Below are 13,939 nucleotides of genomic sequence, written 5' to 3'. Positions count from 1 at the left end.
GTTAAAGAGAATCGTTCAATTGTGCTACATGACTTTGACCGCCACACTTGTGACGTCACCGCAGGTGACGCACCACCTGGGACGCAGAGCCGCTGGCACGGCCACGTCCCCCACCATCCCCAAGGAGCACGTCATGTCCGCTGCCGTCCAGCTTGCACTCACCGCCATCGGGTGGACGGGTGCGATCACCGCCGTCATCGCCTACGGGCTGGTCACGACGAAGCGGATCACACCGGACTCCCTGCGGTTCCAGGCCATGAACATCGTCGGTGCCGCCCTGCTCTCCGTGAGCGCCACCGTCTACGGTGCGTGGCCCTCGGCGGTCGTCAACGTCATCTGGGTCGGGATCGGGGTCTTCGCGCTGCGCGCGATCACCCGCAGCCGTATCGCTGCGCACTGACGGAATACCGCACGGGTCGCTCCCGTTGCACCGTGGGTGACCCCACTCCCCCGCACAGCGCTGTCCGTCCTCGACCTCGTCCCCGTCCGCAGCGACCAGACCACCTCCGACGCCCTCGCGGCGAGCACCCGCCTCGCCCAGACTGCCGACGAGCTGGGGTTCACCCGCTACTGGGTCGCGGAGCACCACAACATGCCTGCCGTGGCGTCGACGAACCCGGCCGTGATCATCTCGCTCCTCGCAGCCGCCACGCAGCGCATCCGCGTCGGCTCTGGCGGCGTGATGCTCCCGAACCACGCCCCGCTCGTCATCGCTGAGCAGTTCGCTCTCCTCGAGGCTGCCTTCCCGGGCCGCATCGACCTCGGCATCGGTCGCGCCCCGGGCTCCGACCCGGTGACGAGCCACATGCTGCGCTCGAGCGCAGCACAGGGCCGCGACGCCGTCGACACCTTCCCTGACGACGTCCGCGACGTCGCCGAGCTCATGTCCGGTACAGGGATGACCCTGGACCTGCGCGGACGCTCCTACGGGCTCAAGGCGACGCCGCGCGCGACCTCTGCGGCAGCCGTGTGGCTGCTGGGCTCGTCCATGTACTCGGCGCAGCTCGCGGCAGCGCTCGGCCTGCCCTACGTGTTCGCCCACCACTTCGCCGGCCAGGGCACGGCCGAGGCCATGGCGACGTACCGGTCCCAGTTCCGACCGTCTGAGCACCTCGAGGCTCCCACGACCTTCGCGATCATCAACGCGGTCGTCGCCGAGACCGCCGAAGAGGCCGAGAGGCGGGCGCTCCCGTACGCGATGTCGATGATCCGCCTGCGCACGGGGCAGGGGCTCGAGCCGCTCGAGCTCATCGAGGACGCCGAGGCTGTCGGCGTCGCGCCCGAGCACCAGCCGATGCTCGACCAGATGCGCTCGACGTGGGCGATCGGCACCCCGGACGTCGCGGCTGCCGCGGTCCGCGAGCTTGCCGACGGCGTCGGTGCGGACGAGGTCATGCTCGCGCCCGTCTCGTCCGTGCACGTGGGTGCGGACAACCGCCGGTCGGACACCCGTGAGGAGACGTTGCGTCTTCTCGGTGCCGAGCTGCTCCCCGCGTAGACCCCGGACAGAGCTCGGACAGTCCGTGCGACGACCCACCACGATGCACCGAAGGCCCCGACCGGGTTTCCCTGGTCGGGGCCTTCGAACAATCCGTTGAACGGATCTTGTGCGTGAGGGGGGACTTGAACCCCCACGCCCTTTCGGGCACCGGCACCTGAAGCCGGCGCGTCTGCCATTCCGCCACTCACGCGTGCCGCAGAACATTACCACGGCGGGGATCAACTCTTCACATTGCCGTCACCACATCGTTTGGTCTATACGATGAACTTGGGTCGGGAGCGCGTCGCAACCGACTTCGTGACCTGTACTCAGCAATCATAGATCCGAACCGAGCGGTCCCCGACGACGGGGACCGCCCCGCGCGAGTGGACGGAAGGAGGCGGCATGGGAGTTCTCGACCGATTCGAGAAGAGCGTCGAGCGCGCTGTGAACAACACGTTCGCCCGGGTTTTCCGCAGTGAGCTCAAGCCTGTCGAGCTCGCCAGCGCCCTGCGCCGTGAGGTCGACGACCGTGCGGCAGTCGTCGACAGGGACCGCACCGTCGTGCCCAACGTCTTCACCATCCACCTCGCGACCGAAGACTTCGCGCAGGTCGACGGCTGGGGTGCAGAGACGATGGCCGACGAGCTGGCGGCCAACCTCACCCACTACGCAGGATCGCAGCACTATGCGTTCGTCGGAGCGGTGACCGTCTCCTTCCAGGAGGTCGAGGAGCTCGAGGTCGGCCGCTTCGAGGTGCAGTCGTCGACGGTCCGCGGTGCGGTCGCACCGGCGGCCTCCTCTGCACCGAGCTCACGACACCCTCTCGTCGACATCGACGGCCAGCGCTACCTCCTCACCGGACCGGTCACGGTCATCGGGCGTGGAGCGGAAGCCGACATCGTCGTCGACGACCCAGGGGTCTCACGTCGTCACCTCGAGATCCGCATGACGTCCGACGGCGTCATCGCGACGGACCTCGGCTCGACGAACGGGCTGTACGTCGAGGGCCACCAGGTCCCGGCCGCAACACTCCTCGACGGAAACTCGTTGACCATCGGTCGGACGCGGATCATGTTCTGGACAGGCGTATCTGACGACTCTGCACGCGGAGATTGGTGAACCGGTCCGGATGAGCGAACTGACGATGACCCTGCTGCGGCTGGGCTACCTGGTCTTGCTGTGGCTCTTCGTCTACTCGATCGTCCGCGTGCTGCGGCGCGATCTCTACGGCACCCGCATCACCTCGACCCGCGGCGGCCCGCGCGAGAACCTCGTGGCCCAGAGCGGCATGCCCAACCCGCCGCCCGCGCGTCCGTCCGCGGCATCCCGCACGCGGCCGACGAAGCTCGTCGTGACCGAAGGACCGCTGCGTGGCACCACGCTCCCTCTCTCGACGTCGGCCATCCTCATCGGCCGCGCACCGAGCTGCACCCTCGTGCTCGACGACGACTACTCGTCCTCCCGTCACGCCCGGATCTTCCCGTCCGGCGAGCAGTGGATCCTCGAGGACCTCGGCTCCACGAACGGCACCTTCATCGGCTCGAAACGCGTGAGCGAACCGACGCCACTCTCCCCCGGCACGCAGGTGCGCGTGGGGCAGAGCGTCGTCGAGCTGCAGAGGTAGTGCCATGACGATCGCCTTGCGGTACGCCGCGCGCTCTGACGTGGGACTCGTGCGCTCGAACAACCAAGACTCCGCGTACGCCGGGCCTCATCTGCTCCTCGTCGCTGACGGGATGGGCGGGCACGCAGGCGGCGACATCGCGTCCTCGTTGGCTGTCGCGTCGCTGGCCCCGCTCGACGGCGAGGCCTTCGGGTCGCACGAGATCCTGCAGCGGCTCGAGCGCGCGATCGAGACCGCGCGGCTCGAGCTCGTCCGCCGCGCTCGCGAGGACGCAGAGCTCGGGGGCATGGGCACGACGGTCACGGCCCTGCTGCGGTCGGGCAACAAGCTCGCGATGGCGCACATGGGCGACTCCCGCGCCTACGTGCTGCGCGACGGCCACCTCAGCCAGGTCACCAAGGACCACACGTTCGTCCAGCACCTCGTCGACACCGGGAAGATCACTCCGGACGAGGCAGAGCACCACCCTCAGCGCTCGGTCGTCATGCGCGTCCTCGGAGACTTCGACCTCGAGCTCAGCCCGGACCTGTCGGTCCGAGAGGCTCACCCCGGCGACCGGTGGCTGCTGTGCTCCGACGGGCTGAGCGGCTTCGTCAGCGCGGAGACCCTCGAGCGGACGCTCAACGACGTCCCCGACGTCGAGTCGTGCGCGGAGCGGCTCATCCAGCTCGCCCTGCGCGCCGGAGGCTCGGACAACGTCACGTGCATCGTCGCCGACATCGTCGACCTCGACGACGTCCCCGACGGCGCCGGCCCGTACACGGGCGTGCAGGTCGTCGGCTCGGTCGCGATCAGCAGGGACGCCCCCACGGTCGCCGCCGACGGTCCGGCAGCGCGTGCTGCTGCTCTCCTCGCCGAGGCGCGCGCGACGGTCGACGCGCTCACCGCCCCCGCCTCCCAGACGAGCTCGACGCTGCCAGGCAGCGCCCCCTCGTTCGAGGACGTCCTCACGATGGACGAGGTGCTCCCACCACCGAAGACGAGCCGCCGGCGCCGCAAGAAGGCCGAGAAGGCCGCGCGCAAGCAAGCCCGCGCACAGGCGCGCGCCCAGGCCCGTGCCGACTCTGAGGTCGACGACGACGAGCCACGGTTCCGTTGGGTCTGGACGCTCGTCACGTTCCTCGTCGTCGGTGGGCTCCTCACCGCAGGGGCCTGGTGGGGCTACCGCTGGACCCAGACGCAGTACTACGTCGGCGTCGAGAGCGGTCGAGTAGCGATCTTCCAGGGCATCGCGCAGAGCGCGGGCCCGATCAGCCTCTCGTCGGTCATCGAGACGACCGACCTCGAGGCGGACAGCCTCGAGACCTTCGTCGCGAACCAGCTCGACCGGACCATCAGGGCGACCTCGCTCGAGGACGCCCGTGAACGGGTCGCTGACCTCGTCGAGGATGCGCAGCCCACGACCAAGGAAGGCACCGGCTGATGGCAACCGTCGAGCCGTCTCGGGTTCGCAGCGGACGCGCCAGCGAGCTGACGCTCCTGCTCCTCGCGCTGGCTCTCGGGATCGGGGCCTACGCCCTGGTCGGCCTGTCGATGGAAGGGCGGGTCCCCGGCAACTTCTACGTCCTCGCGGGCGGGATGCTCGCCCTGGGCCTCGGGCTCCACTTCATCGTGCGCAAGAAGGCGCCCTTCGCCGACCCTGCGCTGCTGCCGATCGCGGTCGGGCTCAACGGCATCGGCCTCGCGATGATCTACCGGCTCGACCTCGCGAACCACTTCAAGGGCGGCGACTCCGCCCTGGCGAACCGACAGCTCGGCTGGACGGCGTTCGGGATGATCGCCGCCGTCGCCGTCCTGTGGTTCCTGCACGACCACCGCACGCTGCGTCGGTACACGTACACGGCCATGATCATCGGGCTCGTCCTCGTGGTCCTGCCGCTCGTCCCGGGCATCGGCACGCAGATCAACGGAGCCCGTATCTGGATCCGCCTCGGGCCGGCGTCCCTCCAGCCGGCAGAGTTCGCCAAGATCTCGTTCGCCGTCTTCTTCGCCGGCTATCTGGTGACCAACCGAGACACCCTCACGCTGGCCGGTCGCAAGATGTTCGGCCTCCAGCTGCCTCGAGCACGCGACCTCGGTCCGATCATCATCGTGTGGATCGCGTCCCTCGCGGTCCTCGTCTTCGAGCGTGACCTCGGGACGTCGCTGCTGTTCTTCGGCCTCTTCGTCGCGATGATCTACGTCGCCACCGAACGCATCAGCTGGGTCATCATCGGCCTCACGCTGTTCGCTGGAGGCGCCTTCATCGCCGCAACCTCCATCACCCACGTCCAGGGCCGTTTCGACGCCTGGCTCAACGCCATGGACACGTCAGTCTTCAACCAGGCGTTCGGCGGCTCCGGACAGCTCGTCCGTGGGTTGTTCGGCCTCGCCAACGGCGGACTGTTCGGGACAGGTTGGGGGGACGGCCGACCGGACCTCGTCCCGTACGCGTCCTCGGACTTCATCGTCGCGTCCCTCGGCGAAGAGCTCGGCCTGACGGGCCTGCTCGCGATCCTCGTCATGTACCTCCTCTTCGTCGAGCGCGGCATGCGGATCGCGATCGGTACCCGAGACGGGTTCGGAAAGCTCCTTGCCGGCGGCGTCGCCTTCGTCCTCGCCTGGCAGGTCTTCGTCGTCGTCGGCGGTGTGACGCGCGTCATCCCGGTGACCGGCCTGACGATGCCGTTCCTCGCGTACGGTGGCTCGTCTCTCCTCGCGAACTGGATCATCGTCGCCCTCCTCATCCGGATCTCCGACAACGCGCGACGGCCGACGCCGCTACCGCTGCGTGGCATGCCTGCCGACGACCAGGACGACGACGAGCACGACGAGGTCCGCGAACGTCCGAGCAGCAACGACGCGACGCAGATCGTCAGCGCGGTCCCGTCGGACGACGCGACGCAGATCGTGAGCACTGTCCCGTCGGGCGACGCGACACAGATCGTCAGCGCGGTCCCGTCAGAGGACGAGCCGCAGACCGTGCAAGAGGTCCCGTCAGACGACGCGACCCAGATCGTGAGGAGGGTGGACTCGTGAACGTCCCTCTGCGCCGCGTCGCGGTCGTCATGCTGGCCATGTTTCTCGTGCTCATGGGCGCAGCCTCGTGGATCCAGTACTTCCGCGCACCCGATCTCAACACCGACCCTCGCAACGTCCGGACCCTCTACCGGGAGCACGGCAACAACCGCGGTCCGATCGTCATCGGCGGAGAAGCCGTCGCCGTGTCCACCCCGGTGGACGACGCGTTCGGCTACCAGCGCGCGTACACGAACGGGCCCCTCTATGCCCCGGTGACCGGGTTCTACTCTGTGGTCAACGGCCGTACCCAGATCGAGCTGCGCGCGAACGAGTACCTCAACGGCACCTCGGACTCGTTGTGGTGGAGCCGTCTCCAGAACCTCATCGCCGGTGCGGACCCCCAGGGCTCGTCCGTCGAGCTGACGATCGACCCGGTCGTGCAGCAGGCAGCATGGGACGCGCTGGGAGACCAGCGTGGAGCGGTCGTCGCGCTGGACCCGACGACGGGGGCGATCCTCGCGATGGTCTCGAAGCCCAGCTACGATCCCAACCTCCTCGCCGGGCACGTGAGCTCGGACGCGAGCGCCGCCTACCAGGCGCTCCTCGCCGAGGACGGCGACCCGCTCATCAACCGCGCGATCGGCGGCAACACCTACCCGCCCGGATCGACGTTCAAGCTCGTCACTGCCGCTGCCGCCCTCGAGGAGGGCGACCTCACGTCCACCAGCGAGGTCGCGGCACCCGACGAGCTCCCGCTCCCGCAGTCGAGCTCCGTCCTCGGCAACTTCGGAGGCGAGACCTGCTCGAGCACGGGGACGATGACCCTCGCCGATGCTTTGCGCATCTCGTGCAACACGGCGTTCGGCCAGCTCGGCATCGACCTCGGCAGCGAGACGATCGCCGAGCAGGCCGAGGAGTTCGGCTTCGACACCGACCTGTCGATCCCGACCTTCGTCACGCAGAGCCGGTTCCCGCAGGAGGCGGACGGGTCGCCTCTCGACGACGCGACGACCGCACTGTCCGCGATCGGCCAGGCCAGCGTCAGGGTGACCCCGCTCCAGGTCGCGATGGTGTCCGCGGCGATCGCGAACGACGGAAAGCTCATGACGCCCTATCTCATCGACCAGGTCCGCACCCCGGACCTCGCGGTGGCTTTCGAGACCGACCCCTCCGTGTTCAGCAAGCCGATCTCCTCCTCGACGGCCGAGCAGCTGCGAGACATGATGGTCGGGGTGGTCCAGTCCGGCACGGGCACCGCCGCCCAGATCAGCGGGGTCCAGGTCGCCGGGAAGACGGGTACGGCCGAGACCACGAGCGACGTCGCACCGCACGCATGGTTCACCGGCTTCGCGCCGGCAGACGACCCGCAGGTCGTCGTCGCCGTCGTCATCGAGAACGGTGGGAACCTCGGCAGCGAAGCCACAGGTGGTCGGGCGGCGGCGCCTGTCGCCCGGGCAGTCATGGAAGCGGTGATCAACCAGTGAGGCCGGCAGCAGGCATCGCGCTCGGCGGTCGGTACCGGCTCGTCCGGCTCATCGCCATCGGTGGGATGGGTGAGGTCTGGGTCGCGCACGACGAGTCGTTGGCCCGCGACGTCGCGGTCAAGGTGCTCCGTGAAGAGTTCGCCGGGAACGCGGACTTCCTCGACAGGCTGCGGACCGAGGCGCGCAACAGCGCAGCCCTCTCGCACTCGAACATCGCCCAGCTCTACGACTACGGCGAGCAGGCAGCCTCCGGGTACCTCGTCATGGAGCTCGTCATCGGCGAGCCCATGTCCGACCTCCTCGAGCGCGAGCCGGTGCTGCCGGTCCTGCGCCTGCTGTCGATCCTGTCCCAGACCGCACGTGCGCTGCACGCAGCGCACGTCGCCGGGGTGGTCCATCGCGACGTCAAGCCCGGCAACATCCTGCTGGAGCGCACCGGCGAGGTGAAGATCACCGACTTCGGTGTCTCGCTCGCGGCGAACCAGGTCCCCATGACTGCAGCGGGCATGGTCATGGGCACGGCCCAGTACCTGTCGCCCGAGCAAGCGATCGGCAAGGCCGCCACCGGGGCGTCAGACATCTACGCCCTCGGCATCGTCGCGTACGAGTCGATCGTCGGGAACCGCCCGTTCACGGGCGCCAGCCCGGTCGACATCGCTGTCGCGCACGTCAACGAGCCTGTCCCACCCCTGACGAAGTCCATCCACCCGGGCTTCGCCGACCTCATCATGCGGATGCTCAGCAAGGATCCTCTCGACCGTCCGCGCAGCGGAGCCATCCTCGCCCGCAACTTCGACCTCCTCGCGGAAGAGATCGCTGCCGACCCGTGGGGCAGCGGCCTGCGTCGACGGGGCAACTCGTCCCCGCCCGGGCGACGGGAGACCTTCACGCCTGCTCCAGACAAGGCGGCTCCTGCCTCGGACGTCACATCACGACGTCCTCGGTCTGGTCAGCCGTCGCACCTCGCCGGCGGTGCCCGCGGTCCGATCGAGGAACCGCCCGCGACCACCCGCGCTGGTCAGCGCATCGCCGCAGGTCAGGCGGCCGGACGCCGTGAGGGCAGCCTAGCCGCGTCACCCCCTCCTGCCCACGAGCCTGCGCCGCCGCGACGCGAGGGCAGGCTGGCGACACCGGTCGCACCGCCGACCCTGCCCCCGGTCCCCCAGCCGCCTACCCCGCCGTCGATACAGCTCCCGACGCCTCCACCGACTCCGGCGGTCTCGCGCGAACGATCGGCTGCGCCTGCGGCGCGCCCTGTCCACGAACGGTCCGCCGGGCCGTCGCCCACCCGTGCGTCCCTCAATGCCGCGAGCCGACCGGCTGCGCGCCGCACCCCTCTGCCGCGCGGCGCGACCGCACGCGGAAGCGCTCAGGGAAAGAGCCACTCGCGTTTCGAGGCACCTGACCTCGCCGGTAGTACCCCCTCGAGTCCCACACGTCAGGCCAGCCGTCGCTTCAGCGAGGGAAGCTCGTCGGGGCGCTCGTCGTCGTCCCATCGCACGGCACCGACGAGCCAGCGTCGTACGTCGACGACCACAGGTCAACGCATCGGAAATCTCGGTTGGCCAACGATCGCGCTCGTGCTCTTGGTACTCGTCATCGTTCTTGCGACCATCGTCAAGGCCATCGTCAACGGTGGCGGCTCGACGAACGAAGGAATGACGTCACATGGCATGTATCCCGTTTCGGTACAATCCACAAGCGGGATCCTGATGGATGGGATGATAGACGACGACGCTGTGCGCGGATCCTCTGCGCCTGACGGAACAACGACACCTAGAACACCTAAGGACGCGTAGTGGTTGACGACGCACCCCGTATTCTCGCGGGCCGTTATGAGGTCGGGGAGCTCATCGGCCGTGGCGGCATGGCCGAGGTCCACATCGGTCACGACAACCGCCTCGGTCGCACCGTCGCGATCAAGATCCTTCGGTCGGACCTGGCTCGTGACCCCTCGTTCCAGGCGCGCTTCCGCAGGGAGGCGCAGTCTGCCGCTGCCCTCAACCACCCTGCGATCGTCGCCGTCTACGACACGGGCGAGGACATGATGCAGGAGAACGGCGGCGCCATGGCGCACGTGCCGTTCATCGTCATGGAGTACGTCGAGGGTCACACGGTCCGCGAGATCCTCCGCGACGGCAACGCCGTGCCGATCGAGGAGGCCGTCGAGATCTCCTCGGGGGTCCTCTCTGCGCTCGAGTACTCGCACCATGCCGGCATCGTCCACCGCGACATCAAGCCCGCGAACGTCATGCTCACCCCCACCGGTGCCATCAAGGTCATGGACTTCGGCATCGCGCGCGCCCTGGCGGACTCCGCTGCGACGATGACGCAGACCCACTCCGTGATCGGTACGGCGCAGTATCTCTCCCCTGAGCAGGCTCGTGGCGAGAGCGTCGACGCCCGCAGCGACCTCTACTCAGCCGGGTGCCTGCTCTTCGAGCTGCTCACCGGTCGGCCTCCGTTCATGGGCGACTCTCCTGTGTCTGTGGCCTATCAGCACGTCCGTGAGATGCCGGTCAGCCCGAGCAGCATCGCTCCCGACGTCCCTGACGCTCTCGACAGGATCACCCTCAAGGCGCTCGCCAAGGAGCGCACCTCTCGCTACGGGAGCGCGGCCGAGTTCCGGGCCGATCTCGAAGCAGCGATCCGCGGTGGAGCCGTCCAGGCCCCTGCGGTCGGGATGGTCGGAGCCGGCGTGGGTGCGGCAGAGCTCTCTGGAGCTACCGAGGTCTTCGCGGCAACACCCGCGGGTCCCGTCTCCCAGACGCAAGTCTCACCGGCATGGTCCGCCGTCCCCGGGGAACGCGCACCGATGTCGCCCGAGGACGAGGACGACGACTACGACGACGAGCCGCCCCGCAACCGTGGCCTCCTGTGGACGCTCATCGCGATCGCGATCGTCGCTGTCGCGGCGATCGCGACGATGCTCATCCTCAACGGGGGTGGTGAGGAAGAGGTCGCGACCTTCCCCGTTCCGTCGTTGACCGGGCTCACCCAGGAGGAAGCGGTCGCGAAGATCGAGGCTGCCGGGTTCACCAAAGACCCGCTCATCGCCTTCGAGAAGAACAACGACGTCGCCGAAGGTCTCTTCATCAAGAGCACCCCGGCCGAGGGGACCGACCTCGCAGCAGATGACACCATCTCGCTGTGGTTCTCGCAGGGCGCCGACCAGCTGGCTGTCCCTGACGTGACGGGCATGAGCCAAGACGACGCGATCACGGCGCTCGAGGCCGCAGGCTTTGCTGTGGCCAACGGGATCGAACCCGAGCACAGCACCAACGTCGCGAAGAACTCTGTCACGAGGACGGAGCCGGCCGCTGGTGTCGTCGAGTCAGCCAGCACCGAGATCACGATCTACGTCTCTGACGGGATGGTCGACCTCGCCGATCTGTCTGGGCTCACCCAGGACGAAGCCACGACCAAGCTCGGTGAGCTCGGGCTCGTGACCGTGATCAACACACAGCAGAGCGACGCTACCGCGGGAACCGTCGTGGAGCAGCAGCCGGCACCCGGCAGCGTGACACAGGGTTCTTCTGTCTCCCTCCAGATCGCGATCGAGATCGTCGTCGAGCAGATCCAGGTGCCGAACAGCCTGGTCGGCAACACTGCAGACGGGGCGCGCGAGGCGCTCTCGCAGCGCGGTCTCGTCTCTGAGGTCGTGACTGTGTACGACAACACGCGCAACGACGGCCAGAAGGCTGCCGACGGCACGGTCGTGCGCACGGACCCCTCTGCGGGCAGCTCGGTCGAGGTCGGCTCGACGGTCATCCTCTACGTCTACGAGAAGCAGAACAACTCGAACCAGAACCCGACTGACGACCCGAGCGACGACGACGAAGACAACAACGCCCTCTCCCTGCTCGACCTGCTGCCCAACGGGCGCTGACCGGACAGCTCACCGCTCACGACAGCCTCACAGCACGAGACGAGAGGAGCCCCACCGGACGTCCGGTGGGGCTCCTCTCGTCTCGTGTCCGGAACGGCTGGTCAGTCGACGAGCAGGGACTGTCGAGGCGTCAGCGTCGGATGAGCGGCGCCAGTCCCTCAGACCGCTCGACAGCGTCAGCGGCACCGCAGACCTCGAGCCAGTTCGCCAGCAGCCGGTGACCGCCTTCGGTGAGAACAGACTCTGGGTGGAACTGCACCCCGTAGAGCGGCAGCTCTCGGTGCTGCAGGCCCATGATGAGCCGACCGTTCGGCGTCATCGCCTCGGCCGTGACCTCGAGCTCGTCGGGCACCGTCCCGGTCACGACAGCGAGCGAGTGGTAGCGGGTGGCCGTGAACGGGTGGGGGAGTCCAGTGAGCACACCACGGTCCTCGTGCTCGACCTCGCTCGTCTTGCCGTGCATGAGCTCGGGCGCGTGCGTCACGGTGGCCCCGTACGCCTCTCCGAGGGCCTGGTGGCCCAGGCACACCCCGAGCATCGGGACGCCGGCTGTGCCACAGTCCCGGATCACCTGGAGGCTCTCGCCCGCACCTGCCGGACTACCGGGGCCGGGGGAGACGAGCACGCCGTCGTAGCCGGCGCGCTCGTCGGCGCTCGGGACAGCATCGTTGCGTACCACGTCCGTCTCGGCACCGAGCTGGTTGAGATATCCGACGATCGTGTAGACGAACGAGTCGTAGTTGTCGACGACGAGAATCCGAGTCATCGGGCTTCACCCACAGTCTGTTCGTTGAAGGGCATGTAGTCGGCCACGGCCGGGAAGAGCCACTCGAAGCACACCATCACCGCAGCGACAGCGAGCACGACCAGCATCACGACCCGCAGCCAGGCAGGTCCAGGGAGAAGCCGCCAGAGAAGTCCGTACATCATTGCCCACCTTCGGCTGCGGGAGCGAGAGCGCTGGGGGTGCCTTGAGAGACCGGCATCCAGGAGGTCAACGTGCCATGGACGATGTACCGCTCTTTCGCGGAGTACATCGGGTGACAGCTCGTCAAGGTGATGTAACGCTCGGTGAGATCAGGTATCGGTTCGCCTGCCAGGAGGCCGGGAACCGGTGCGATGACCTCGATCTGGTCCGGATTGACGATGAGCGACTCCGTGACCTCGTAGACGTACCACGTGTCCGCGGTGCGCACCACGATGGGGTCGCCGGGCTGGAGGTCCGCGATGAGGTGGAGCGGCTTGCCGTAGGTCGTCCGGTGGCCAGCGACGGAGAAGTTTCCGAGCGCGCCCGGCATCACGGTGTCGGGGTAGTGCCCGATCGCCCCGGTGTCCAGGACCTGCTTCTTCCCGATGCCCTCGGCGATCGTCACCTCGTAGTCGCTGCCGAAGCGTGGGACATAGATGCTGGCGAAGGTCTCGCCCACCGCCGGGGCCACGACAGGGGGCGGTGGCTCGTCCGAGGTGTCTTCGGCTGCCACGATCGTCGTCGGAGGCTCGACCCAGTCGAGGCTCTCGAGCTGCTGCGCCTGGATCCGTCCGGCCTGGACGTCGGTCCACCACAGCTGCCAGGTGACGAAGAGCCCGACGAGAAGGCCGAGCGTGATCATCAGCTCGCCCACGACCCCGGTGATGCGCAGCGCGATGTGGGGCTTCGCCTTCCTCCTACGGGCGTGCCTCACCTGGGACTCTCCGTTCGTCGGTTCACCGGTAGATCTCCGTGCCCTCGGGGACCGAGGCGAACTCTAGGTTGAGTGCACCCTCGTATGCGGGAAGGTCCACCGTGTCGAGGGTCTGAACCTCCCACCCGAGCCCGACGTACTCGACGTACTCGCGATAGAGGCTGACAGGGACCGAGGCATCGAGCGCGTCCATGAGAGCGACCGGGTCACCGATGACCTGGACCACGTAGGGGGGTGAGTAGACGCGGCCATGGAGCGAGAGGACGTTCCCGACGCACCTGAACGCCGAGAGCGTCGTGACACGCTGCCCAGCGAGCGTCATCGCCTCCGCACCACCAGCCCACAGGGCGTTGATCACGCCTTCGAGGTCCTGCTGGTGAACCACGAGATCGTCCGGCGTGATGTTGTCAGGCTGGATGCGGCTCGCTGGTGCGTCCTGGAGGGAGACGCTCAGCCCCGGGCCGGAGACCGCAGCGAGGCCGGTCGAGATCCCTGAGCGTACGTCGATCTCAGGAGAGACGCGGGTAGGTTGTGCGTCCGCGAGGACCGTGAGCTCCTGGACGCTCAGCCGCAGGCTCTCCACCTTGGCGAAGAGGGCGTCCCCTCGCTCGCTCTCCTGCTCGACGAGCTCTCCGAAGTTCTCCGGGTGCCGTGCCTCTTCACCGCTCGTGAGGCGCGCGTTCGCAACGAACAAGAGCCCGGAGAGGAACAGCACGAGCGCAGCCGAGAAGCTTGCCCGGAGCGGGCCTCTCCTACCGTGCGTCTGTCGCGCCATGG

General features: G+C 68.1%; 13 protein-coding genes and 1 tRNA gene. 9 read left to right on the top strand and 5 right to left on the bottom strand.

Annotation, left to right across the window (positions count from 1 at the left end; all coding sequences use genetic code 11):
* Nucleotides 1-133: 133 nt before the first annotated feature.
* Both ATL42_RS13190 and ATL42_RS13185 read left to right on the top strand, forming a co-directional pair.
* On the top strand, nt 134-400 hold the full coding sequence (locus ATL42_RS13190) for a CBU_0592 family membrane protein (RefSeq protein WP_143556767.1): 267 nt from the start codon (nt 134-136) through the stop codon (nt 398-400).
* 36 nt (nt 401-436) lie between these two features.
* Nucleotides 437-1,498 carry an LLM class flavin-dependent oxidoreductase gene (locus tag ATL42_RS13185; protein ID WP_098455745.1) on the top strand — a complete coding sequence of 354 codons (1,062 nt, stop codon included), beginning with the start codon at nt 437-439 and terminating at the stop codon, nt 1,496-1,498.
* A gap of 110 nt (nt 1,499-1,608) precedes the next feature.
* Here ATL42_RS13185 and ATL42_RS13180 read toward each other — a convergent pair.
* Nucleotides 1,609-1,691: transfer RNA gene (locus tag ATL42_RS13180), tRNA-Leu, on the bottom strand.
* Between the two features lie 194 nt (nt 1,692-1,885).
* Between ATL42_RS13180 and ATL42_RS13175 the strand changes: the two genes are divergently transcribed.
* From ATL42_RS13175 to pknB, 7 genes are read left to right on the top strand one after another with little or no spacing between them, the layout of a single operon-like run.
* Nucleotides 1,886-2,602, top strand: coding sequence for an FHA domain-containing protein (locus ATL42_RS13175; RefSeq protein WP_098455744.1), 717 nt, complete (start codon nt 1,886-1,888; stop codon nt 2,600-2,602).
* Between the two features lie 10 nt (nt 2,603-2,612).
* A complete protein-coding gene (locus ATL42_RS13170) occupies nt 2,613-3,107 on the top strand; it encodes an FHA domain-containing protein FhaB/FipA (RefSeq protein WP_098455743.1) in 495 nt (164 codons plus the stop codon).
* A gap of 4 nt (nt 3,108-3,111) precedes the next feature.
* Nucleotides 3,112-4,530 carry a Stp1/IreP family PP2C-type Ser/Thr phosphatase gene (locus ATL42_RS13165; RefSeq protein ID WP_098455742.1) on the top strand — a complete coding sequence of 473 codons (1,419 nt, stop codon included), beginning with the start codon at nt 3,112-3,114 and terminating at the stop codon, nt 4,528-4,530.
* Nucleotides 4,530-6,125 (top strand): FtsW/RodA/SpoVE family cell cycle protein, encoded by a 1,596-nt coding sequence (locus ATL42_RS13160; protein WP_098455741.1) that lies wholly within the window; start codon nt 4,530-4,532, stop codon nt 6,123-6,125. Before ATL42_RS13165 ends, ATL42_RS13160 begins: the two co-directional genes overlap by 1 nt.
* Entirely contained in the window at nt 6,122-7,591 is a 1,470-nt protein-coding gene (locus ATL42_RS13155; RefSeq protein ID WP_098455740.1) for a peptidoglycan D,D-transpeptidase FtsI family protein, read from the top strand. The genes ATL42_RS13160 and ATL42_RS13155 overlap by 4 nt, the downstream gene beginning before the upstream one ends.
* The gene (locus tag ATL42_RS16755; RefSeq protein WP_245862551.1) at nt 7,588-9,390 is read left to right on the top strand and encodes a serine/threonine-protein kinase; all 1,803 of its coding nucleotides are present in this window, start codon (nt 7,588-7,590) and stop codon (nt 9,388-9,390) included. Before ATL42_RS13155 ends, ATL42_RS16755 begins: the two co-directional genes overlap by 4 nt.
* Nucleotides 9,390-11,480, top strand: coding sequence for a Stk1 family PASTA domain-containing Ser/Thr kinase (pknB, locus tag ATL42_RS13145; protein WP_098455739.1), 2,091 nt, complete (start codon nt 9,390-9,392; stop codon nt 11,478-11,480). The genes ATL42_RS16755 and pknB overlap by 1 nt, the downstream gene beginning before the upstream one ends.
* A gap of 130 nt (nt 11,481-11,610) precedes the next feature.
* Here the strand turns inward: pknB and ATL42_RS13140 are convergent, their stop codons facing one another.
* Genes ATL42_RS13140 through ATL42_RS13130 form a run of 4 tightly spaced genes read right to left on the bottom strand, consistent with a single transcriptional unit; the run spans nt 11,611 to nt 13,937 of the window.
* Nucleotides 11,611-12,246: an aminodeoxychorismate/anthranilate synthase component II gene (locus ATL42_RS13140; RefSeq protein WP_098455738.1), complete on the bottom strand. Its 636-nt coding sequence runs from the start codon at nt 12,244-12,246 to the stop codon at nt 11,611-11,613.
* Nucleotides 12,243-12,407 carry a hypothetical protein gene (locus ATL42_RS16495; RefSeq protein WP_169925434.1) on the bottom strand — a complete coding sequence of 55 codons (165 nt, stop codon included), beginning with the start codon at nt 12,405-12,407 and terminating at the stop codon, nt 12,243-12,245. Before ATL42_RS16495 ends, ATL42_RS13140 begins: the two co-directional genes overlap by 4 nt.
* The gene (locus tag ATL42_RS13135; protein ID WP_245862548.1) at nt 12,407-13,162 is read right to left on the bottom strand and encodes a class E sortase; all 756 of its coding nucleotides are present in this window, start codon (nt 13,160-13,162) and stop codon (nt 12,407-12,409) included. The genes ATL42_RS16495 and ATL42_RS13135 overlap by 1 nt, the downstream gene beginning before the upstream one ends.
* Nucleotides 13,163-13,184: 22 nt before the next feature.
* Nucleotides 13,185-13,937 (bottom strand): DUF881 domain-containing protein, encoded by a 753-nt coding sequence (locus tag ATL42_RS13130; protein ID WP_098455737.1) that lies wholly within the window; start codon nt 13,935-13,937, stop codon nt 13,185-13,187.
* Between the last annotated feature and the right edge of the window lie 2 nt (nt 13,938-13,939).

Source organism: Sanguibacter antarcticus, from assembly GCF_002564005.1.
Classification (GTDB): Bacteria; Actinomycetota; Actinomycetes; order Actinomycetales; family Cellulomonadaceae; genus Sanguibacter; species Sanguibacter antarcticus.
The sequence above is the reverse complement of the archived record's forward strand: the minus strand, read 5'-3'. Positions and strand labels throughout refer to the sequence as shown.

Excerpts from the sequence above, each read along its gene's own strand:
- ATL42_RS13190 (WP_143556767.1), top strand. The coding sequence starts at position 134 with ATGTCCGCTGCCGTCCAGCTTGCACTCACCGCCATCGGGTGGACGGGT.
- ATL42_RS13175 (WP_098455744.1), top strand. The coding sequence starts at position 1,886 with ATGGGAGTTCTCGACCGATTCGAGAAGAGCGTCGAGCGCGCTGTGAAC.
- ATL42_RS13170 (WP_098455743.1), top strand. The coding sequence starts at position 2,613 with ATGAGCGAACTGACGATGACCCTGCTGCGGCTGGGCTACCTGGTCTTG.
- ATL42_RS13165 (WP_098455742.1), top strand. The coding sequence starts at position 3,112 with ATGACGATCGCCTTGCGGTACGCCGCGCGCTCTGACGTGGGACTCGTG.
- ATL42_RS13160 (WP_098455741.1), top strand. The coding sequence starts at position 4,530 with ATGGCAACCGTCGAGCCGTCTCGGGTTCGCAGCGGACGCGCCAGCGAG.
- ATL42_RS13140 (WP_098455738.1), bottom strand. The coding sequence starts at position 12,246 with ATGACTCGGATTCTCGTCGTCGACAACTACGACTCGTTCGTCTACACG.
- ATL42_RS16495 (WP_169925434.1), bottom strand. The coding sequence starts at position 12,407 with ATGTACGGACTTCTCTGGCGGCTTCTCCCTGGACCTGCCTGGCTGCGG.
- ATL42_RS13130 (WP_098455737.1), bottom strand. The coding sequence starts at position 13,937 with ATGGCGCGACAGACGCACGGTAGGAGAGGCCCGCTCCGGGCAAGCTTC.